We start from the raw sequence: 21486 nt of genomic DNA on the forward strand, positions 1-21486 counted from the left end.
CTTCGGCGGATTTGTCAGTATCTTTGCCTTACTTCCATATAGGTGCTCCTCTCGTATTTGAATGTTGAGGGGTATATGAGAGATTTCTTTTGTCTCATTTTATCGATAAGTCGATATTCCTTGTCGAAACGTCGATATATTGGAATAATCGCTGATATATTCCAAGTTGTGGTCGATATATTTGAAAAATCGCTGATATATTTTACCGAACACCCACCTGGGTATCCCTTCCCAACCAGACCAGCTTACCCAACACAAAAAAGCGCCCTGCATGCAGGGCGCTTCCTTCATTCTACATATTAACCAATAGAACCTTCCATCTCAAACTTGATTAGGCGGTTCATTTCAACTGCGTATTCCATTGGAAGTTCGCGAGTGAATGGCTCGATGAAGCCCATTACGATCATTTCTGTAGCTTCTTGCTCAGAAATACCGCGGCTCATTAGGTAGAATAATTGTTCTTCTGATACTTTAGATACTTTCGCTTCGTGCTCAAGTGAAACGTAATCGTTTTTGATTTCGTTATAAGGAATTGTATCAGATGTAGATTGGTTATCCATGATTAACGTGTCACACTCGATGTTAGAACGAGAGTTTTTCGCTTTTGGTCCGAATTGTACGATACCACGGTAAGTTACTTTACCACCATGCTTCGCAATCGATTTAGAAACGATTGTTGAAGATGTGTTTGGTGCTAGGTGAATCATTTTCGCACCAGCATCTTGGTGTTGGCCTTTACCAGCAATCGCGATAGATAATGTTAAACCACGAGCGCCTTCGCCTTTTAAGATAACTGCTGGGTATTTCATCGTTAATTTAGATCCGATGTTACCGTCAATCCATTCCATCGTTGCGTTTTCTTCACAAACCGCACGTTTTGTAACTAGGTTGTATACGTTGTTCGCCCAGTTTTGGATTGTTGTATAACGGCAATATGCATCTTTCTTAATGATGATTTCTACTACCGCACTATGAAGTGAGTTAGTCGTGTAAACAGGTGCTGTACAACCTTCTACGTAGTGTACGTGTGCGCCTTCGTCTACGATGATAAGCGTACGCTCGAATTGTCCCATATTTTCAGAGTTAATACGGAAATACGCTTGAAGTGGTGTATCAACTTTAATACCTTTTGGAACGTAGATGAATGATCCACCAGACCAAACTGCAGAGTTTAATGCAGAGAATTTGTTGTCTGTTGGTGGGATTACTTTTCCGAAATGCTCACGGAAAATATCTTCGTTCTCTTTTAATGCGCTATCTGTATCTTTGAAGACGACTCCTAGATCTTCTAGGTCTTCTTTCATGTTGTGGTATACAACTTCAGATTCGTACTGTGCAGATACACCAGCTAAATATTTTTGCTCAGCTTCAGGAATACCTAATTTATCAAATGTTGCTTTAATTTCCTCAGGTACTTCATCCCAAGACTTCTCAGATTTCTCAGATGGTTTTACGTAGTACGTAATTTCATCGAAATCTAAGTCGTTTAAGTCGCCGCCCCATTGTGGCATTGGCATTTCATAGAACTTATCCAGTGATTTTAAACGGAAGTCTAACATCCACTGTGGTTCTTCTTTCATACGTGAAATCTCTTCAACGATCTCTTTTGTTAAACCGCGTCCAGCACGGAAAATCGAAACGTCTTTATCCTTGAAACCATATTTATAATCGCCGATATCTGGCAGTTGCTTCGCCATGTTGGTGTGTCCCTCCTTATATAACCTCGTTTTTAGGAACCTTTAACATTACTTATCTTCGTTTAAGCCCTTTTCTAACGCTTTCCACGCTAATGTTGCACATTTAATACGTGCCGGGAACTTGCATACGCCTTGTAATGCTTCAATATCTCCTAAATCAATGCTGTCATCATACTCTTTTCCTAGCATCATGTCAGAGAAAATTTTAGAAAGCTGAAGAGCCTCTTCAATTTTCTTTCCTTTTACTGCTTGTGTCATCATTGAAGCTGAAGACATTGAAATTGAACATCCTTCGCCTTCAAACTTCGCTTCTTGTACAATACCCTCTTCTACTTTCATCGTAAGTTGAATACGATCGCCGCAAGTTGGATTGTTCAAGTTAACGGTAACACTATCTTCTAACACGCCATGGTTACGAGGATTTTTGTAATGATCCATAATAACTTGACGATATAACGTATCTAAATTATTAAATGACATTTGTGAAATACTCCTTTGTCTTGATTAGCGATTCAACAAATGTATCAATTTCTTCTTTTGTATTATATAAATAGAAGCTCGCACGTGCTGTAGAAGAAGCTTTCAGCCACTTCATAAGTGGTTGTGCACAGTGATGTCCTGCGCGAACCGCAATGCCTTCTACATCTAATACAGTTGCTACATCGTGAGGATGTACTTCATCAATATTAAATGTAACTAGACCAGCGCGATGCTTTGGACCATAAATTGTAACGCCATCTACTTCTGATAGTCTCTCTAAAGCGTATTGCGCTAATTCATGTTCATGCTTTTCAATATTATGAAGACCGATTTCTTCTAGGAAATCAATTGCCGCACCAAGTCCGATTGCATTACCAATAATCGGTGTACCTGCTTCGAACTTCCACGGAAGCTCTTTCCAAGTAGACTCTTGTAAGTCTACGAAATCAATCATTTCACCACCAAATTCAATTGGTTCCATATTGTTTAGCAATTCTTTCTTACCATATAATACGCCGACACCTGTTGGTCCGCACATCTTATGAGCAGATAATGCGTAGAAATCACAGTTTAAATCTTGTACATCCACTTTCATATGAGGTGCACTTTGTGCTCCATCAACGATCATGATTGCACCGTTTTCGTGTGCGATTGCTCCGATTTCTTTTACAGGGTTAATCGTTCCAAGTACGTTTGACACGTGCATAATAGAAACGATTTTTGTATTCGGTGTAACTGTTTGACGAACATCTTCTAAAGAAATTGTACCGTCTAGTTGAAGCGGAAGGTATTTTAAAGTTGCACCAGTTTTCTTCGCAACTTGTTGCCACGGAATGATGTTACTATGGTGCTCCATGTAAGAGATGACGATTTCATCGCCTTCTTTTACATTATCAAGACCATAGCTAGCTGCTACTGTATTTAATGCAGTTGTCGTTCCGCGCGTGAAAATAATCTCTTCCATTGATTTCGCATTAATAAACTTGCGAACTTTCTCACGTGCACCTTCATACGCGTCGGTAGCTTTCGTACCGAGCGTATGAACACCGCGATGCACGTTAGAATTATACTCTTTATAATAACGTTCTAACGTTTCAATGACTTGAATTGGTTTTTGAGAAGTTGCTGCACTATCGAAATAAACAAGTTGTTTGCCGTTCACTTTTTGATCAAGAATTGGAAACTGTTTGCGTATTTCATGAATATTCATTAGCGAACTTTCCTTTCAATTACCTCAACAAGCTGTGCTTTTACTCCTTCAATTGGAAGCTCATTTACTACAGGTGCTAAGAATCCATGGATGACTAAACGTTCTGCTTCGCGTTTTGGAATCCCACGGCTCATCAAGTAGTATAATTGGTATGGATCTACGCGGCCTACTGAAGCTGCGTGACCTGCCATTACATCATCTTCATCGATTAAAAGAATTGGGTTTGCATCACCGCGAGCTTTCTCATCTAACATAAGAACGCGAGAAGATTGTTGTGCATTTGATTTAGATGCACCGTGTTCAATCTTACCAATTCCATTAAAGATAGATGTTGCACTATCTTTTTGTACTCCGTGTTTTAAAATCCAACCTTCAGAGTGTTTACCGAAGTGAACAACTTTAGTTGTAAAGTTTTGTGTTTGGTTACCACGGCCAATTGTTACTGTTTTTGTATCAGCAAATGATCCGTCGCCCATTAAGTTCGTAACGTTCTCTGAGATTGTATTTCCGTCATTCATAAGGCCTAGAGCCCAATCAATACGAGCGTCGCGTCCAACAATGCCGCGGCGGTTAACGTAAGTTGTTACGTCTTTTGCTAATAGATCAACCGCACCGAATTTCACTTGTGCGCCTTGTTCCACGATTACTTCTGCTACGATATTTGCAATACCTTTAGCATTTTCATTTGCAACGTAGTTTTCTACATATGTTGCAGTACTGTTCGCATCAGCTACGAATAATACGTGGTTATATACGTTAGCTTCTTCGCCGTCTACTAAGAATACAGCTTGAAGTGGAGTTTCAAGAACAACGTTTTTCGGAACATATACGAATGCACCGCCGTTGATTAATGCAGCATGAAGTGCAGTTAGACGATGCTCGTCTACTTTCACGCCGTCTTTCATTAAGTACTTTTGTACTAGTTCAGCATGCTCTGTTGCAGCTGTTACGATGTCTGTAAAAATAACACCTTTTTCTTTCGCTTCGTCTGCTAAAGAAACGAACGCAGTTGTACCAGCACGTTGTACTAATACGCTGTTATTTTCATCGATTAAGTTTTTCACTGCTTCTGGAAGCTCTGTTAAAGAACTTACAGGCTCTTGCTTAGCAGCGTCGCCTTTTCCGATAAAGTCCCATTTTTCAATTTTCGTTTTATCAGGCGTTGGCATTGGAAGTTCAATTGCTTGTGCAAGAGCTTGTAAGCGGAACTCAGTCAACCAAGCAGCTTCGTTTACTTCGCTTGCGCGCTGACGGATTGTTTCTTGATCGAAAGGTAATGTACCGATTGTCATGTTTATGCTCCTCTCTTACGCTTCTTGCTCTGCTGTTTCGTCTTCAATACCTAATTCTTTTTTAATCCAGTCATAACCTTCAGCTTCTAGACGTTGTGCAAGCTCAGGGCCACCAGATTTAACGATACGACCGTTCATCATAACGTGAACGAAGTCTGGAGTGATGTAGTTTAATAAACGTTGGTAATGCGTAATCATTAGGCAACCGAAATCTTCGCCGCGCATTTGGTTAATACCTTTAGATACAACTTTTAATGCATCGATATCAAGACCTGAGTCGATTTCATCTAAGATTGCAATTTTTGGCTCGATCATCATTAATTGAAGAATCTCATTACGTTTTTTCTCACCGCCAGAGAAACCTTCGTTTAAGTAACGTTGTGCCATTTCTGGATCCATTTCTAGGAATTCCATGTTTTTATCTAATGTACGGATAAATTTCATAAGAGAAATTTCTTCGCCTTCTTCACGACGTGCATTAATTGCAGAACGTAAGAAGTCAGCGTTTGTTACTCCGCTAATTTCACTTGGATATTGCATTGCTAAGAATAGACCTGCTTGTGCGCGCTCGTCTACTTCCATTTCTAATACATCTTCACCGTCGATGATGATGCTACCTTCTGTTACTTCATACTTTGGGTGACCCATAATCGCAGAAGATAAAGTTGATTTACCTGTTCCGTTAGGTCCCATAATTGCGTGGATTTCTCCACCTTTTACTTCAAGGTTTACACCTTTTAAAATTTCTTTACCGTCGATTGATACGTGTAAGTCTTTAACCGTTAATGTAGAACCAGCCATCTCAATACCTCCATTAATCCTCTATATACATTTTAAAAATTACTAAAACGTTCATATTCTCATTTTATTCTCATTCTAATCTTATAGCAAATAAAATGATATCGCAAACACTAAGAAAATGTAACAATTTTTTCACAAATGTATATAAGTATTTCCTTTACATCCTCTTATGATACACCTTTCTTCTTATATATATAAAGAAAAAAGGACTGGGTTATTCCCAGCCCTTTCCAGCACCTATTCGTTCACAGGAAGTACAGCACCTTTATATTCTTTGTTAATAAAATCTTGAATTTCTTTTGAATGTAGCACTTCTACTAGCTCTTTAATTTCTTTTTTCTTCTCGTCACCTTTACGAACTGCGATAATATTTGCGTAAGGAGAGTCTGATCCTTCAATTGCGATTGCATCCTTTGTTGGATTTAATTTCGCATCAATTGCGTAGTTTGAATTAATAAATAAAGCATCACCTTCATTGTTTTCGTACAGCTTCGGTGAAAGTCCAGGTTCTACATCTGTTTTAAACTTTAAATTTTTCGGGTTTTCTACAACATCTTTTACTGTCGCTTTAACAACATCTACACCGTCTTTTAATTTAATAACGCCGCCTTTTTGTAACAACGCTAACATACGACCACGCTCAGCTACGTTATTACTCATAATAACCGTTCCTCCATCTGGAAGATCTTTTAAGCTTTTATATTTCTTAGAATAAATGCCCATTGGCTCTAAATGAATTTTTCCTGCGTTTACAATTTTATATCCTTTTTCTTGAATTTCTTTATCTAAATACGGAATGTGTTGGAAGTAGTTCGCATCAATTTCTTTATCCGCTAACGCTTTATTCGGTAACACATAGTCCTGGAATTTTTTAATCTCTAATTTAATACCTTTTTTCTCTAATATCGGTTGTGCTTTCTCTAAAATAACAGCGTGCGGCACGTTAGAAGCTCCGACAACAAGCTTATTTTCCTCTTTCCCCCCGCAGGCGGCTAATGTAAATACAGACAGTGCTGTAACAACTGACAGTATAATCTTTTTCATATGATGTCCCCTTCTCCCCTATAGTTATGTAGTTAGAAAAAGGAGCCGGCATACACCAGCCCTTCTTCAAACGATTATTCTTTTACAGGAACAACTGCCCCTTTATATTCTTTATTAATAAAATCTTCAATTTCTTTAGAATGCAGCACTTCTACAAGAGCTTTAATCTCTTTTTTATCTTTATCGCCTTTACGAACTGCTACGATGTTAGCATATGGAGAATCACTACCTTCAATTGCAATTGCATCCTTTTCTGGGTTTAATTTCGCATCAATTGCATAGTTAGAATTAATTAGAACTGCATCGCCTTCTTTATTGTTATACACTTGTGGTAATAAACCAGGCTCAATATCCGTTTTGAACTTTAAATTTTTCGGATTATCTGCAATATCTTTCGGAGTCGCTTTAACTGGATCTACTCCGTCTTTAATTTTTAAAACGCCTTCTTTTTGTAAAATTGCTAAACCACGTCCATGATCAGCAACAGAATTACTCATAATAATTGTCGCCCCGTCTGGAAGTTCTTTTAAGCTTTTATATTTTTGAGAGTACACGCCAATTGGTTCTAAATGAATTTTCCCCGCTATTTCAAAATCATATTTTTTATCTTTAATTTCTTTTTCTAAATACGGAATGTGCTGGAAGTAGTTTGCATCTAAATCCTTATCCGCCAATGATTTATTCGGCAACACGTAATCTTGGAATTTTTTAATTTCTAACTCAATTCCTTTTTTCTCAAGTAATGGCTTTGCCTTTTCTAAAATAACCGCATGAGGTACGTTAGAAGCACCAACAACTAGTTTCTTTTCATCTTTATCTTTCCCACCACAAGCAGCTAGACCAAAAATTGAAGTTGTAATAAGTGCTGTAAGTAATAATTTTTTCATTTGAAATACCCTCCTGTTTTTCATTATCTTTTATCTATTCGAGTCGTTAAACTATCACCAATCCACTGAATGAGAAATACAACTAGTAATACACAAATTGTCGCAACGATTGTTACATCGTTATTTCCTCGCTGGAACCCTTCTAAATAAGCAAGTGTTCCAAGGCCACCAGCACCAACAACACCTGCCATTGCCGTATAGCCTACTAAAGCAATTGTCGTTACCGTAATACCAGATACTAATGCCGGTAACGCTTCTGGAATTAATACTTTCAAAATGATTGTGCTTGTTTTTGCTCCCATTGCTTTTGAAGCTTCAATTACACCTTTATCAATTTCACGAAGTGCGATTTCAACCATTCTCGCGTAAAATGGTGCCGCTCCAATAATTAAAGCTGGCAGCGCTGCACTCGCTCCGAGAATTGTTCCAAGAAGAATCTTTGTGAATGGGATTAATAAAATAATTAAAATGATGAACGGTATAGAACGGAAAATGTTTACGAACGCTCCAATCACTGTATTAATCGCTTTATTTTCCCATAAATTATCTTTCGCTGTCATAAAGAGTAATAGTCCTAAAATAAGTCCTAAAACAAATGTGGCAAGCGCTGCGATTGCCGTCATATATAACGTTTCACCAGTTGCTTCTAACATTTGATTCCAATCAACATTTGCGATTAACTTATCCATGTGCAATCACCTCCAGCTCTACTTGATCTTGATGAATTCCTTCTATTGCTTGCTGGATCGCTGTTTCTTCACCATTTAAATGAACGACTAGACTTCCGTAAGAGCCGTTATTCGTTTGTGCGATATTTCCTTGCAAAATGCTAACTTCTATATCACCGCGCTGCATTAACCTTTGAAGTACCGGCCTTTCTACCGCTTCACCGACAAACTGCAAACGAATTACTTTTCCATCTGGATACTTTTCTATTAAACTTTCAATCGTTTCATTCGTATCTTCAGAATCAGTTAACTGCTGTACAAATCGTTTTGTAATGTCTTGCTTTGGATTACGGAATACGTCAAGTACTGGACCCGTTTCTACAATCTTCCCTTTCTCCATTACAGCAACTCGATTACAAATTTTGCGAATAACATGCATCTCATGCGTAATCAATACAATTGTTAAGCCGAGACGCTTATTAATATCTAATAATAAATCTAAAATTTGATCCGTCGTTTCTGGATCAAGAGCTGACGTTGCTTCATCACATAAAAGTACTTGTGGATTATTTGCTAACGCTCTTGCAATCCCGACGCGCTGCTTTTGTCCACCACTTAGCTGAGATGGGTACGCGTCTCCTCTTCCCTCTAATCCAACAAGATGAATTAACTCATCGACACGTTTTCTTCTCTCTGCCTTATCGACACCTGCAATTTCAAGTGGGAATGCGATATTTTCACGCACAGTTCGTGACCAAAGTAAGTTGAAATGCTGAAAAATCATTCCGATTTCTTGTCTTGCCTTACGAAGTTCATTTCCAGTAATCGCTGAAATCACACGATTCGCAATTGTAATTTGGCCAGAAGTTGGTTTCTCTAACTGATTAAATAATCTGATTAACGAACTTTTCCCAGCACCACTATATCCGATAACACCAAATATTTCGCCTTTCTCTATTTGTAAGTTGGCGTTATCTACAGCAGTGACATCACCGCTTTTTGCCTTATATATTTTCTTTACATTTTCTAATAAGATCATGATGCTCACCCCTCTTTTGTTTGGACAGACTCCGCATTTTTTTATTTTTGATACGTGTAGTCCATCGTTATAGCTCCTCTTATTATTTGAATATCCTCCGCATTCAAACAACAAAAAACCTTTCCGCTTCTAGAGAAGCAGAAAGGTTTATATGCGTATATAACAACATTATCCCTCTCTCTCATCTCTCAAAGCATTTGCTTTGCAGGAATTGGCACCATTTCAACATAAGTTGACGGTTGCCGGGCTTCACAGGGCACAGTCCCTCCACCTCTCTTAATAAGAGAAATCAGATTAAATTTTCGTCTGATTTAAAATTTATGAAATTGTCTATATTTTATGAATTGAATTGTATCAATATCCACACGCCGTGTCAACAGAAATTTTCGCAAAAAAAGAAACTTCAGAATTTTAAGCCCCGACTGACATCGGTTTACATATATGAAACATCGATTCAACTAATAACATCGTTCGATACGTTCCAGAATATTGTACCCGTCCATCACTCATTAACGTTTGCAACCTCATATTTCCAGTCACTAATTTTTGTACATCCTCTTCCTCTAAACAAACGATTTGTTCCGTTCCTCTCGCCTCTTTCAAAAGTTCTATATAATCTCTTGAAATTTGTAACGAACAGCATTCATCTCCAAAACGAAAATTAACAGTTCTTTCTCCTTGCCTTAAAAGCGGTTCTAAATGATATTGACCATTAGCGTAATTTACAAATGATTGAAGCAAAGAATATAATTTCATCCTAAACCACATCCCTCATATCACTTTCTATTACATACCATTCCCTCTTATTAAAGAGCAATCCTGTTACTTTCGCTCGACAAATACTGTATCTATCACGCATGTCGACATATTTCCCAAGAAATATGTCGAGGCGGCAAAAACTTTGCCGCCTACTTTAATTCCGTATATAAATATTCAACCGAATGAAATGCATATATTTTCTTCATCAGTGTCCCATTTTCAAAAACAAGTAAACACGGTACACTTTCTATCCCATACTCTTTCGCTAAATGCGGGGCATAATTTAAATCTAACATCCCAATTTTCAAATCTTCAATCGTCATCTCGACGACCGTTAACATCTTCTTTGCTAACTGGCATGTTCCACACATTGGTGTATACACATATAACACTGTTTTTTCTTCATTTCCTATTAGATCTGTAGCTTCGGCACCTGTCCAATCAATCACTTCTATCATTCCTTACCGTAAATATTCTGTATAAACGTCAATGTCAGCTCCCCATAATACATTTGCTAAATGTGAAGAAGGTGCAGTCGCCACCTCGCGATACGAGCGATCAATATAAATATGCTCTGCTTGCGGAAATTCTTTTCGGAATTGTTTCCTTAACTTTTCTCCTGCATCATCAGCATCCACTAGCACATATACGTCCTTATCAAAAAGTTGATCAATGAGCTCATCCATTTTCGACAAACCAATTGTACCATTTGTACAAACAATTTCCACTGGTTCACGAATAATAGATTCAATCTTTCTTCTATCCGATTTACCTTCTACAATAATGACTTTTTCCACATAAATCATATGTCATCACCCGATCACCATATACTATACAACCTTTAACTTAGTATATAGTATATTCGTTATTTTCATGTTGTTTCCTGTTTATTTTTGCAAAAGAAAAGCGCAAGCGGCTCGTTCAGATTGTGAGGGGGATGGAGCTTCTGACGTAGAGGCGCTTTTTGCCTCGCAGGAAGACGCGAAGCCACCGAACATTCTAGCCGCTGGAGCTAGACAATGAAAAAAGTTTTTTCAAAAACGTTCTCCTATATAATAATTAATATATATGTTTTTAAATTCATTATGTACACAACATAAAAAAGGACAGCACAAAGGCTGTCCTTTTTCTTCGACTATAATTAGTCTTGGTTTGTCATTTCTGCATATTTTTCTGCAGTTAATAACTTCTCAACTTGGCTTGCATCAGAAAGTTCAACTTTAACCATCCATGCACCCTCGTATGGAGATTCGTTAACTAGTTCTGGTTGGTCACTTAATTCTTCGTTTACTGCTACAACTTTACCACTTACAGGTGCGTATAATTCAGAAACTGTTTTAACAGATTCTACGCTTCCGAATGGCTCGTCAGCTTGGATTGTTGCACCTACTTCAGGAAGTTCAACGAATACGATATCGCCTAACTCACCTTGTGCAAAATGAGTAATACCGATAACAACCGCATTACCTTCTGTTTTTACCCATTCGTGTTCTTCAGAGTAACGTAAATTATTTGGAATGCTCATGACTGTACCTCCAGTGAATGTATTAATTATGTAAAAATACCTTATTGGTATTTTTTCCACGCACTTTCAAACTGCTCTTCGTTAAAACCAAGTGTTACACTCGTTCCATCTGTTACAATTGGACGTTTAATTAACATGCCATCAGATGCTAAAAGCTCGTACATTTCGTCTTCGCTTGCATCCTTTAACTTATCTTTTAAACCAAGTTCGCGGTAACGCATTCCACTTGTATTAAAGAATTTTTTTAATGGTAATTCACTTTTCTCATGTAAATTACGTAAATCTTCTTTTGACGGTGGATTTTCAACAATATGAATCATCTCATATGCTACATCGTTTGCCTCAAACCATTTCTTTGCTTTTTGACATGTGCCACACTTTGGATATGAATAAAATGTTACTGTCATAAATTCACCTACTTTTTTACTAACCTTTACCTTTATCATATAGAAAACATTTTATTATTTCAAACGATTATTCGCTAAACTTTTACTTATTTCGTGATAATTTTTAATAATCCTGCTAATTTTTCTTATTTTTCCGCCATTTATTAAGAAAAAATAAATATATAATTTTTTTAAAACTTTTTTCTCATTCCATGCCGAACATATATCTTAAACAAACGTTTGATTAATTTCATATTTTTCTACCTCAGCCTTTGGAATACGTAGATTCTTTCATACCGAACATATACCTTAAACAAACGTTTGATTAATTTCATATTTTTCTACATCCACCGTTGAAAAATATGACTTTTCCCATACCGAACATACCTCTTAAACAAACGTTTGATTAATCTCATGTTTTTCTATATCACCGTTGGAAAACATGATTTTCTATACCGAACATATATCTTAAACAAACGTTTATTTAAAAAATAAGAAGCCCTTTTACAGGCTCCTTCATCATCGACTTAAATAGTCCGAAATGGTTTGAAATACTACTATATACATATTATGAATATTTTGATCCGAAACCGTATCATTATATAACCCTATACCCCAATATTGTCCTTCGGGTCTTCCCATATTCACAAAACCTTGCGTATACATCATTGCCCTATCCCTTGGAGCATTGTCAAAATCTAAATCTTTTTCAGTAAAAATCAAATACGGTCTATCTTGTAAACCAATAAAAAACACCGGCTTCTTTAACGATAAAAATAAGTCCGTATACTGTTCCTTTGATGCTTCTTGAAAATATTCTTTCATGACGAGAAAACCATCAACTTTTTTGGATTTCTCCTGCATCTCTTCTAACTTCACGTTTTCAAACTTTATATTTCTAAATGTATCTTTCGGCTTTTCACCAACAACTCCAATGACGAGCGCTCTCCCGTTATATTCTAATGTATCTCCTTCATTATCCTTGGCACATCCAGTACCCACTAGGCATAACAATATAAAAAATAAGAAATAAAGTGAACGCTTCATATAGCACCCTCCCCCTCTTTTAAGTCAAGTGACAAAAATGTAAGGTGAATTCAAGAAAATGTAAGTGAAATCGATAGCCCAATTGGATTTTCTATATTATAATCAATTGAATTTATTTACATTACTAAAACATAGGAGATTATCATGAAGAAATTTAAACTTTCATCTCTTCTTCCGTTAAGTTATATACTTCTACTCGTACTCGTAAGTCCCCTTTACGATGTATTAAATAAATCTACTGTTCACGCAGTAGATGTCACAACTGTAGTAGATGATTGGATTCCATTTGTGAAAGCATTTATTATTCCTTACTTACTTTGGTTTCCATACTTATACGGTGCACTTATTTATTACTGTTTTGCTGATCGAAAGCAATATTATGTCACTTTAAGTAGTGTAATTCTTGGAAAACTTGCTTGTTTTTCGATTTACTTTTTTTGGCAGACAACTGTGCCACGCCCAACCGTCGTTGGAACAGATGTATTTTCCGAACTAGTCCGCTATATTTATAGTATTGATCAACCAGTAAACTGTTTCCCAAGCATTCATGTCCTTACGACATTTGTAATTATGTTAGCTGCCTTTAAGCGTAGAGAACAGCATGCTTTGGAATATTACATCCTTACTTTCTTCGGTACGCTTATTATTTTATCAACGCTATTTACGAAGCAGCATGCCTTTGTAGACGCCATTTCTGGAATGACGCTCGCAAGCATACTATACTTCGGTGTTCAACTATTATTAGCAAAAGAAACAGTACGCGTTCCAGTAAAACGAAATCATAAAATGTAAAAAAGCAGACTGTGGCTTCAGTCTGCTTTTCCCTATATTAAGGAGATTTTCAAATTAAGATTGCGGTACAGTCATATCACCAGAATGAATACGACCTGCTTTTTTAAGAGCAATGTAAAGTATATAAGAAACAGCTACTGGGATGATGATATAAGTGATCACCATCGCTGGGACAACCTCCCACCCTTGGCTGGAAATTAAATTAATTGGTGCGATAAGAGAGCTTAATCCAAGACCTGCAATTTCTTTTCCTGCTTCCAGTTGGAAAATCAGTGCTGATACTGGGCCCACTATAGCACTGGCAACAACAGTTGGGACGAGAATCATTGGATTTTTAGTAATGTTCGGCAACTGTACTTTTGGAGTACAAAGTGCCTGAGCTAATATGCCACCTAAATTATTCTCTTTCGCTGAAATAACAGAGAATCCGATAAACTGAGCAACACATCCTGCAAGTGCTGCACCTCCCGCAACACCATCTAAGCTAAGTGCTATCGCTAAAGCAGCCGATGAAGCTGGAGAGATAAGTAATAGTCCCCAAACTACAGCAATCACGACAGAAGCGATAAATGGGCTACCAGCTGAACTATCTTTAATGAATGCTCCAACTGTATTTAAAACTGGGCTAATATTTTGAGCTAACCAAATACCGACTAAACCAGAACCTAATATTGCTGCAAATGGAACGAGCATCATATCTAAAGCAGTTTTTCCACTTAATCGTTTACCAATATAAACTGCTAAAGTCGCTGTTAATAATGCACCGATCGGTTCACCTGTTTTAATGATGAGACCAGCTTCAGTAATTGAAATTGAACCAGCACCAATTGCTCCAGCTACCATCGCCGAGAAAATTACGAGCCCGTTTGCACCGAGCATAAAAGCAATCCCGGCTCCAATTGCTGGTGCCATAAGTGATTTTGCAACAACTCCGATTGTAATAAGTAATGGGATATCAACAATTCTTCCTATATTTTCGATCAGTAAACCAATTCCAAGGGATACGAAGATACCCTGTGCGATTCCGGCAGAAGCTTTAAACACACGAGACATTATATATTCCTTCATTTGTTTCACCTTCTCCTATAATTTAGTAACTAATTGTTTTCATATAATCGCGTAAAACATCGTTTGATTTCGCAAAGCGGCTTTCTTCATCTTCTAATAAGTTCAGTTCTACCACTTCTCTTATACCGTCTCTAGTAATAATTGCTGGCACTCCTGTACAAATTTCGTATTCGCCATATTCACCATCTAAAATAGCTGAAACAGCGATAACACGGTGATCATCATTGAAAATTGAGCGAGCAATATAAGCTAGAGAATTTCCGATTCCGTAATAAGTAGTTCCTTTACGCTTATAAATTTCCCATCCAGCTTTTGCAGTCTTCTCCACAATTTCATCTAAATCTATTTCACCAAATCGTTCTTTTTGTTCCTCTAAAATTTGCAGAATCGGTTTTCCACCAACAGTTACGTGAGACCAAGCAACCATTTGAGAATCACCATGTTCTCCTAATGAATACCCATGAATACTGCGAGGATCTACATGTAACATTTCAGATAAAATTGTTCTTAAGCGAGAAGAATCTAGTGATGTACCTGTACCAATCACACGATTTCTAGGTAATCCAGATAGCTTCCACACTTGATATGTAATAATGTCAACTGGGTTCGATGCGAGTAAGAAAATGCCATCAAATCCACTTTCCATTACGCCGCCAACAATACCTTCCATAATCTTAGCGCTTGCTCCTAAAGTGTCTAAACGACTTTGTCCAGGCTTCGGCGCTGGTCCTGCTGTAATAATGACAATGTCCATATCTTTGCAGTCTTCATAACTTCCTGCATATACTTTTGTTCTTGTATTTGTAAAGTTAATGCAATGTGATAAGTCCATCGCTTCTCCAACTGCACGTTCATGATTTATATCAATTAACAATAGCTCTTCGCAAATCCCTTGGTTTACAATGGAATACGCACAGCTTGATCCAACTAATCCAGTACCGATAATTGCAATTTTTCTTGTATTTCTATTCATAGCAATCTCTCCTAATCGATCATGTAGTCTATTTCTTTCGTTCTTTACACTCCTAATTATAGAGGTTCTCACGATAGAAACCATGGATACTTTGTGAAATATTGAGCAAAGTTTTTGTCCTTTTTGTGAATTGTTATATTTGATTTTTGTCATATTTGTTACAACTGGAAAAATATTTATTATGTATTTATTGACATATACCAAACAAAAAAAACGAGCGAATCCATTCGCTCGTTTCATTCATCGCGCTATTCCGCACTTAATTGACTTTTTAATTGTTGTACAATCATTGGATTAGCAGGCGCTGCCGGCTTATAATAACTTTTTTGCTTTGCGTATTCATACATATTACGTTGACGAGATTCATCTTGATTACGAATTTGAATTAACGTTTGATGTAACTGTTCATTATCAGATTGAGAAATATAATTTGCATAACTTGTTAAACTTGAATTTAACCCTGCTAAATAATCATTTACCATATCTTTTTCATTCATTTCTCTCTTCCTCCTATCCTAAAAAAGTCATTAACTGCTGTTTCGTATTTCGTGCATCTTGCGCATCCTTTTGTAGCATTTGTTTCAACTCTGGATCTGTACAAGCCTGTGCATACTGGTCCAATTTGTTAATAATCGTCGCATGACCACCAATTAAATGACGTAAATTTTCTACTTCAAGCTCTGTTAAATTTTGCATAGAACATACCCGCCTTTCTTTTTTCATTCGTCATTAGTATTTGGGTTTTTTTGGATTGTATGCATAAAAAAAAGTCGCAGTATACAAAGCCTAATTTCCATTTTTTTACACGCGTGTTCAAATATGCAAAATTACATATTTTTAACTTGTATTTTCACATTAAAATATAGGCATATACTATAAAATAATTAACATGAAAATCCCTTTAAAATACTTCTCATTCTTTGCAATTCCACCATTTTTCTTATTCATCATCTCTCGTCTTCTTTTACACCAAATAATAAATTATTAATGAAAGGAGAAATAAACATGAAAACACATGACTTCCTTACAGAAATCCAGAAAGGCTCTGAACCTAATCCATATCAAGATCCTATCGTATTTATTTTCCTTTGTTTTTCCTTAGCCATATACACATTTTTAAAACCATCAAAATAATATTATCTAGCAAAAAAGAGCCTCTAAATTATTTGAGGCTCTTCCCTGTTAAATTCCGCTTTGCTTCTTCAATCGCCCGTTGCATTTGCCATAATGGATTTTCAATCATCTTCCCGTGACCTGTCGCCAATATAGACGGCTTATACTCCAGCAATTTCTGAGCGCTTGTTAATGAAACTTCTGCATCCCAAGTACCAAACATAGGAAACGGAAAAAGCCACTTCAATTGCCCCGATACCGCTATCCCGCCTCTCGTTTGAAATGCATCTCCAACAATGAGTGCATCATTTCTCGTGTCTAAAAACGCCATTGATCCCGGTGTATGACCTGGAGCTGCAATTGCTACAAGAGAACCTATTTGATCTCCCTCTTGAAGGAGAATATCTGGAATCGTCTTTATCCTTTTTGACACACTCACTTTTACCTGCGTGCCTGGTTCCCCTAGTTGCAGTGACAAATCCCCTTCAAGTAAACTTGCATCTCTTTTAGAAATATAGACCGGAACATTCGGCAATTCTTGTTTTATAGCATCAAGTGCTCCTATATGGTCATCATGCGCATGTGTAATAACGATATTCGTAATCGGTTTCCCTATTTTTCGGGCTGATTCTAAAATCCGCTTTGCACAAAATGGTAAAGCTGCATCAATTAAAGTTAATCCAGCCTCCTCCTCAACAAAATAACAGTTGATTGGAAATAGATGCGGGAAAAATGCTATTTGATGAACTGTTTCTGCTTTTATTAACTTCATCCCCTTTACCTCCATTAAAAAAAGCCGTTTACAAATACATATGTAAAACAGCCCTTTTTCATTTAATATTTTCTTTTCAAAACTACGATAGTTAAAGCATAAGAACAAAGTACCCCTGCTAATAAAAATGAATTCGCTAATTTATATTGTTCGCCTGTCAATGAATATAGATTCCCAATTAAAAAGATAACTAAATATAGAAATAAAAATACAAATAACGAAATTTTAGCTGCATTCCCCGTAATATGCTCGCCCCTTTCGTCTTCCCCCTCATTCTTCTGAAAACGTGTTGAATATAAAACACCTATTAGTCCTGCTACTGAGATTATTATCCCTACTACAATACTCATTCCGTTTCCCCCTCTATCTTATATTGAAAAACTTCATGAAACTCCTTACCTAAAATACGTGCAATTTCAAAAGCTAAAATTAAAGATGGATTGTAACGATTCGCTTCAATTGAAGCGATCGTTTGTCTACTTACCCCAGCTTGGTTCGCTAAATCCGTTTGTGACCAGCGTTTTTCTGCTCGGAGTACAACGAGATTATTTTGTAACGTTCCACTCTGTTTCATAACCTCTCCTCATTTTACATTATTTTCTATATTTTAATTGTAATTTATTTTTAACATTATGTAAATTATTTTTAACATCAATAAAAATAAAAAACCAGCAGCCAACAGGCCACTGGTTCCCCATCATCTATTAAACTGTGTAACGCTCATCTTCTAAAATTTTCGCAGCGATTTCACGTTTCTTCGGAATTACGTTAAGTGGTGTGTGGCGAGTTAATTTGCGTAATGATGATAACATCATGCGCAGCATGTCGCCATTTTCAACTGCGATAAGTGTTTCTTTCGCATCTGCTTCGATTTCGTTGAATGCTTCTTGGCAGAATACTTCAGTGTATAATACTTTTTGTTTATTCTTTTCAAGACCAGTTGTTTTAATTGCTTTTTCTGTACGAAGAAGAGCTGATTCCATTGCGTAAAGGTTACTTACGATGTCAGCGATATTCACAAGAATTTCTTGCTCTTTATCTAATGCTTTACCATATTTTTGAGCAGCTAATCCAGCTACCATTAAACCGATTTTCTTCGCGTTCTTTACTAAATGTTTTTGAAGTGCTAATGGCTCATCGCCTACTTCTTCTGGCATCATCATCATTAACTCTTCTTGTAATTTTTGTGCTTTTTGAAGAAGTGGTAATTCACCTTTCATCGCTTTACGTAAGAACGTACCTGGTACGATTAGGCGGTTAATTTCATTCGTTCCTTCGAAAATACGGTTAATACGAGAATCACGGTACATTCTTTCAATCTCGTACTCTGCCATAAATCCATAACCACCGTGAATTTGAACACCTTCATCTACTGTATAGTCTAGTACTTCAGAACCGAATACTTTATTTAAAGAGCACTCGATTGCATATTCAGCGATAGAAGCTGCTACTGCTTTACCGTCTTTTACTTCTTCTTCAGATAACGTGCTCATGCGGCTTTCGAATAAACCTACTGTACGATATACAGAGCTTTCAGCTGCATATGTTTTCGCTGCCATATTCGCAAGTTTCTCTTGAATTAATGGGAAGCGAGCGATTGGTTGTTTGAACTGTTGACGTTGATTTGCATATTGTGCTGAAATTTCTACTGCACGTTTCGCAGATCCAACTGTACCAACACCTAATTTATAACGACCGATATTTAAAATGTTGAACGCGATAATATGACCTTTACCGATTTCACCAAGTAGGTTTTCTTTCGGTACTAATGCATCTTCTAAAATTAACGTACGAGTTGAAGAACATTTAATACCCATTTTCTTTTCTTCTGGGCTTGTAGATACGCCAGCGTATTCTTTCTCTACGATAAATGCTGAGAAGTGCTCGCCGTCTATTTTTGCGTATACGATAAATACGTCAGCGAATGCAGAGTTTGTAATCCATTGTTTTTCACCATTTAATACGTAATGTGTACCTTCTGCATTTAAACGTGCAGTTGTTTTCGCACCTAATGCATCAGATCCAGAACCTGGCTCAGTTAATGCATATGCAGCTAATTTTTCACCAGTTGCAAGTAGTGGTAAATATTTTTTCTTTTGCTCTTCGTTACCGAATAATACGATTGGTAAAGATCCGATACCAACATGAGCACCGTGAGTGATTGCAAAACCACCAGCGCGCGAGAATTTCTCTGCGATTAACGCTGAGCTTACTTTATCAAGGCCAATTCCGCCGTACTCTTCTGGTACGTCAGCGCCTAATAAACCAAGTTCACCAGCTTCTTTTAAAAGACGCACAGAACGATCAAACTCGTGTTGCTCTAAATATTCAAGCTCCGGAAGAACTTCATTTACGATAAAGTCCTCAGTCGTTTTTGCAATCATTTTATGCTCAGATGAAAAATCTTCTGGCGTAAACACTTGATCAATCGTAATCTCATCTACTAAAAAGCTACCGCCTTTAACCGCACTTCCTACTGTTTTTTCCATGAAAATTTCCTCCTTCATATTTTCATGAGCCGCTTCTCTCTTTTGAAAGAAGCTAGCTCTCCCATTTATTTTTTATAAACCTTTGTTGCTTCCATTCTTTGCTTAAGCGTCCTCTTGTTTTGAGCGAGCCACCTGCACTTTTTTTATAATCTAGTTCCAGCGGCTAGAATGTTCGGTGGCTTCGCTTCTTCCTGCGAGGCAAAAGCGCCTCTACATCTGAAGCTCCATCCCCCTCCCATTCTGAGCGAGCCGCTTACACTTTTTTTATAATAATTCAAATACTCCCGCTGCTCCCATTCCGCCGCCGATACACATTGTTACGATACCGAATTGTTGGTTGCGGCGTTTCATTTCGTGAATAAGGGATAGTGTTAGTTTTGCTCCTGTACAGCCAAGTGGATGTCCAAGTGCGATTGCACCGCCGTTTACGTTCACTTTTTCTTCATCTAAACCAAGTTCACGAATAACTTGGATAGATTGAGAAGCGAATGCTTCATTTAGTTCGAATAGACCGATATCAGATAGCTCTAAACCAGCTAATTTTAACGCTTTCGGAATTGCAGCAATTGGACCGATACCCATTATTTCTGGTGGTACACCAGCTACTGCAAATGAACGGAATTTCGCAAGTGGCTTCATGCCATCGCTCACTGCTTTTTCACGATCCATTAATAGTACAGATGCTGCTCCATCACTCATTTGTGAAGAGTTACCAGCCGTTACAGAACCACGAACGTTAAATGCTGGACGTAATTTACCTAAAATGTCTAGCGTCGTCTCCGCTCTTACACCTTCATCTTGTGCGAAAATACGTGTTTCTTCTTGCAGTTTGTTGTTTGCTCCAACAGTGCGTAACATTACATCTACAGCTACTGTTTCATCCGCAAAGTTCCCTTCAGCTAACGCTTTTGCTGCGCGCTGGTGACTTCTTACCGCAAAAGCATCTTGCTCTTCACGAGAAATTCCATATTTCACAGCAACTTGCTCTGCTGTATGTCCCATACCCATATAATATTCTGGAGCTGCTTCTACAAGGCGACTATTCGGACGAACAACGTGCCCCATCATTGGAACTAAACTCATTGATTCCGCTCCGCCTGATAATACAGCTTCAGAGTGCCCTAGCATAATACGCTCTGCTCCGTAAGCGATACTTTGTAAACCAGAAGAACAGTAACGGTTAATTGTAATAGCTGGAACATCGTAAGAAAGTCCTGCTAGCCCGCCGATATTACGAGCCATATTTAAGCCTTGCTCTGCTTCTGGCATCGCACAACCGAAAATTAAATCGTCGATTGGCCCTTCATAATTCGCACGCTTTAACGTTTCCTTTACTACTAACGCCCCTAGATCGTCAGGACGAACTGTTTTTAATGAACCCCTCTTTGCTTTTCCAATTGGTGTTCTTGCTCCCGCAACAATGACAGCTTCTCTCATGAACGAT

General features: G+C 37.5%; 25 protein-coding genes and 1 riboswitch. Of the genes, 1 reads left to right on the forward strand and 24 read right to left on the reverse strand.

Going from position 1 to position 21486, the window contains the following annotated elements; translation table 11 throughout:
* Nucleotides 1-299 precede the first annotated feature (299 nt).
* The 15 genes from sufB to NSQ47_RS18395 all read right to left on the reverse strand — a co-directional run bounded on the left by sufB (nt 300) and on the right by NSQ47_RS18395 (nt 12835).
* Complete coding sequence (gene sufB / locus NSQ47_RS18325) at nt 300-1697, reverse strand: Fe-S cluster assembly protein SufB (protein ID WP_002015928.1); 1398 nt, start codon at nt 1695-1697, stop codon at nt 300-302.
* A 48-nt stretch (nt 1698-1745) separates the two neighbouring features.
* Nucleotides 1746-2177 (reverse strand): Fe-S cluster assembly sulfur transfer protein SufU, encoded by a 432-nt coding sequence (sufU, locus tag NSQ47_RS18330; RefSeq protein WP_000009523.1) that lies wholly within the window; start codon nt 2175-2177, stop codon nt 1746-1748.
* Nucleotides 2167-3387, reverse strand: a complete 1221-nt coding sequence (gene sufS, locus NSQ47_RS18335; protein WP_078173447.1) for a cysteine desulfurase SufS — start codon at nt 3385-3387, stop codon at nt 2167-2169. The genes sufU and sufS overlap by 11 nt, the downstream gene beginning before the upstream one ends.
* The gene (sufD, locus tag NSQ47_RS18340; RefSeq protein ID WP_215572166.1) at nt 3387-4679 is read right to left on the reverse strand and encodes a Fe-S cluster assembly protein SufD; all 1293 of its coding nucleotides are present in this window, start codon (nt 4677-4679) and stop codon (nt 3387-3389) included. Before sufD ends, sufS begins: the two co-directional genes overlap by 1 nt.
* A 15-nt stretch (nt 4680-4694) precedes the next feature.
* Nucleotides 4695-5480, reverse strand: coding sequence for a Fe-S cluster assembly ATPase SufC (gene sufC / locus NSQ47_RS18345; RefSeq protein ID WP_002112662.1), 786 nt, complete (start codon nt 5478-5480; stop codon nt 4695-4697).
* Nucleotides 5481-5717: 237 nt separating this feature from the next.
* Nucleotides 5718-6524, reverse strand: a complete 807-nt coding sequence (gene metQ, locus NSQ47_RS18350; RefSeq protein ID WP_088079620.1) for a methionine ABC transporter substrate-binding lipoprotein MetQ — start codon at nt 6522-6524, stop codon at nt 5718-5720.
* Nucleotides 6525-6598: 74 nt separating this feature from the next.
* Nucleotides 6599-7411, reverse strand: coding sequence for a methionine ABC transporter substrate-binding lipoprotein MetQ (gene metQ / locus NSQ47_RS18355; RefSeq protein WP_002159994.1), 813 nt, complete (start codon nt 7409-7411; stop codon nt 6599-6601).
* 23 nt (nt 7412-7434) lie between these two features.
* Entirely contained in the window at nt 7435-8100 is a 666-nt protein-coding gene (locus tag NSQ47_RS18360; RefSeq protein ID WP_002159993.1) for a methionine ABC transporter permease, read from the reverse strand.
* Nucleotides 8093-9118: a methionine ABC transporter ATP-binding protein gene (locus NSQ47_RS18365; RefSeq protein WP_098786210.1), complete on the reverse strand. Its 1026-nt coding sequence runs from the start codon at nt 9116-9118 to the stop codon at nt 8093-8095. The genes NSQ47_RS18360 and NSQ47_RS18365 overlap by 8 nt, the downstream gene beginning before the upstream one ends.
* A 178-nt stretch (nt 9119-9296) precedes the next feature.
* Nucleotides 9297-9404: riboswitch (SAM riboswitch) on the reverse strand.
* 125 nt (nt 9405-9529) lie between these two features.
* Nucleotides 9530-9874 carry a hypothetical protein gene (locus tag NSQ47_RS18370; RefSeq protein WP_002068015.1) on the reverse strand — a complete coding sequence of 115 codons (345 nt, stop codon included), beginning with the start codon at nt 9872-9874 and terminating at the stop codon, nt 9530-9532.
* 152 nt (nt 9875-10026) lie between these two features.
* The gene (locus NSQ47_RS18375; RefSeq protein ID WP_087945836.1) at nt 10027-10335 is read right to left on the reverse strand and encodes a thioredoxin family protein; all 309 of its coding nucleotides are present in this window, start codon (nt 10333-10335) and stop codon (nt 10027-10029) included.
* Nucleotides 10336-10338: 3 nt separating this feature from the next.
* Nucleotides 10339-10683, reverse strand: coding sequence for a toprim domain-containing protein (locus NSQ47_RS18380; protein WP_002159991.1), 345 nt, complete (start codon nt 10681-10683; stop codon nt 10339-10341).
* Nucleotides 10684-11018: 335 nt separating this feature from the next.
* Nucleotides 11019-11402 (reverse strand): glycine cleavage system protein GcvH, encoded by a 384-nt coding sequence (gene gcvH, locus NSQ47_RS18385; protein WP_000026895.1) that lies wholly within the window; start codon nt 11400-11402, stop codon nt 11019-11021.
* A 41-nt stretch (nt 11403-11443) separates the two neighbouring features.
* On the reverse strand, nt 11444-11809 hold the full coding sequence (locus tag NSQ47_RS18390; protein WP_002159990.1) for an arsenate reductase family protein: 366 nt from the start codon (nt 11807-11809) through the stop codon (nt 11444-11446).
* Between the two features lie 498 nt (nt 11810-12307).
* Nucleotides 12308-12835, reverse strand: coding sequence for a hypothetical protein (locus NSQ47_RS18395; protein WP_341037612.1), 528 nt, complete (start codon nt 12833-12835; stop codon nt 12308-12310).
* A 144-nt stretch (nt 12836-12979) separates the two neighbouring features.
* Here NSQ47_RS18395 and NSQ47_RS18400 point away from each other — a divergent pair, with 144 nt between their 5' ends.
* Entirely contained in the window at nt 12980-13627 is a 648-nt protein-coding gene (locus NSQ47_RS18400; protein WP_078173444.1) for a phosphatase PAP2 family protein, read from the forward strand.
* 54 nt (nt 13628-13681) lie between these two features.
* On the opposite strand, the gene NSQ47_RS18405 is transcribed toward NSQ47_RS18400, so the two are convergent.
* The 9 genes from NSQ47_RS18405 to NSQ47_RS18445 form a co-directional block, all read right to left on the reverse strand.
* On the reverse strand, nt 13682-14695 hold the full coding sequence (locus tag NSQ47_RS18405) for a PTS transporter subunit IIC (RefSeq protein WP_078179392.1): 1014 nt from the start codon (nt 14693-14695) through the stop codon (nt 13682-13684).
* 22 nt (nt 14696-14717) lie between these two features.
* On the reverse strand, nt 14718-15668 hold the full coding sequence (locus tag NSQ47_RS18410; protein ID WP_252198716.1) for an L-lactate dehydrogenase: 951 nt from the start codon (nt 15666-15668) through the stop codon (nt 14718-14720).
* Between the two features lie 248 nt (nt 15669-15916).
* Nucleotides 15917-16165 (reverse strand): spore coat protein, encoded by a 249-nt coding sequence (locus tag NSQ47_RS18415; protein ID WP_002034620.1) that lies wholly within the window; start codon nt 16163-16165, stop codon nt 15917-15919.
* Between the two features lie 13 nt (nt 16166-16178).
* On the reverse strand, nt 16179-16364 hold the full coding sequence (locus tag NSQ47_RS18420; RefSeq protein ID WP_002112687.1) for a hypothetical protein: 186 nt from the start codon (nt 16362-16364) through the stop codon (nt 16179-16181).
* A 466-nt stretch (nt 16365-16830) separates the two neighbouring features.
* The gene (locus NSQ47_RS18425) at nt 16831-17553 is read right to left on the reverse strand and encodes an MBL fold metallo-hydrolase (RefSeq protein WP_341037615.1); all 723 of its coding nucleotides are present in this window, start codon (nt 17551-17553) and stop codon (nt 16831-16833) included.
* 62 nt (nt 17554-17615) lie between these two features.
* Nucleotides 17616-17903, reverse strand: a complete 288-nt coding sequence (locus NSQ47_RS18430) for a DUF2178 domain-containing protein (protein ID WP_078179395.1) — start codon at nt 17901-17903, stop codon at nt 17616-17618.
* Nucleotides 17900-18127, reverse strand: a complete 228-nt coding sequence (locus NSQ47_RS18435) for a helix-turn-helix transcriptional regulator (protein WP_000813846.1) — start codon at nt 18125-18127, stop codon at nt 17900-17902. Before NSQ47_RS18435 ends, NSQ47_RS18430 begins: the two co-directional genes overlap by 4 nt.
* A gap of 130 nt (nt 18128-18257) precedes the next feature.
* Nucleotides 18258-20042, reverse strand: a complete 1785-nt coding sequence (locus tag NSQ47_RS18440; RefSeq protein ID WP_176107959.1) for an acyl-CoA dehydrogenase family protein — start codon at nt 20040-20042, stop codon at nt 18258-18260.
* A gap of 264 nt (nt 20043-20306) precedes the next feature.
* The gene (locus tag NSQ47_RS18445) at nt 20307-21479 is read right to left on the reverse strand and encodes an acetyl-CoA C-acetyltransferase (protein WP_002112692.1); all 1173 of its coding nucleotides are present in this window, start codon (nt 21477-21479) and stop codon (nt 20307-20309) included.
* Nucleotides 21480-21486 lie beyond the last annotated feature (7 nt).

The sequence above is a fragment of the Bacillus sp. FSL R10-2780 genome (genome assembly GCF_038006125.1).
GTDB classification, from domain to species: Bacteria; Bacillota; Bacilli; order Bacillales; family Bacillaceae_G; genus Bacillus_A; species Bacillus_A cereus_U.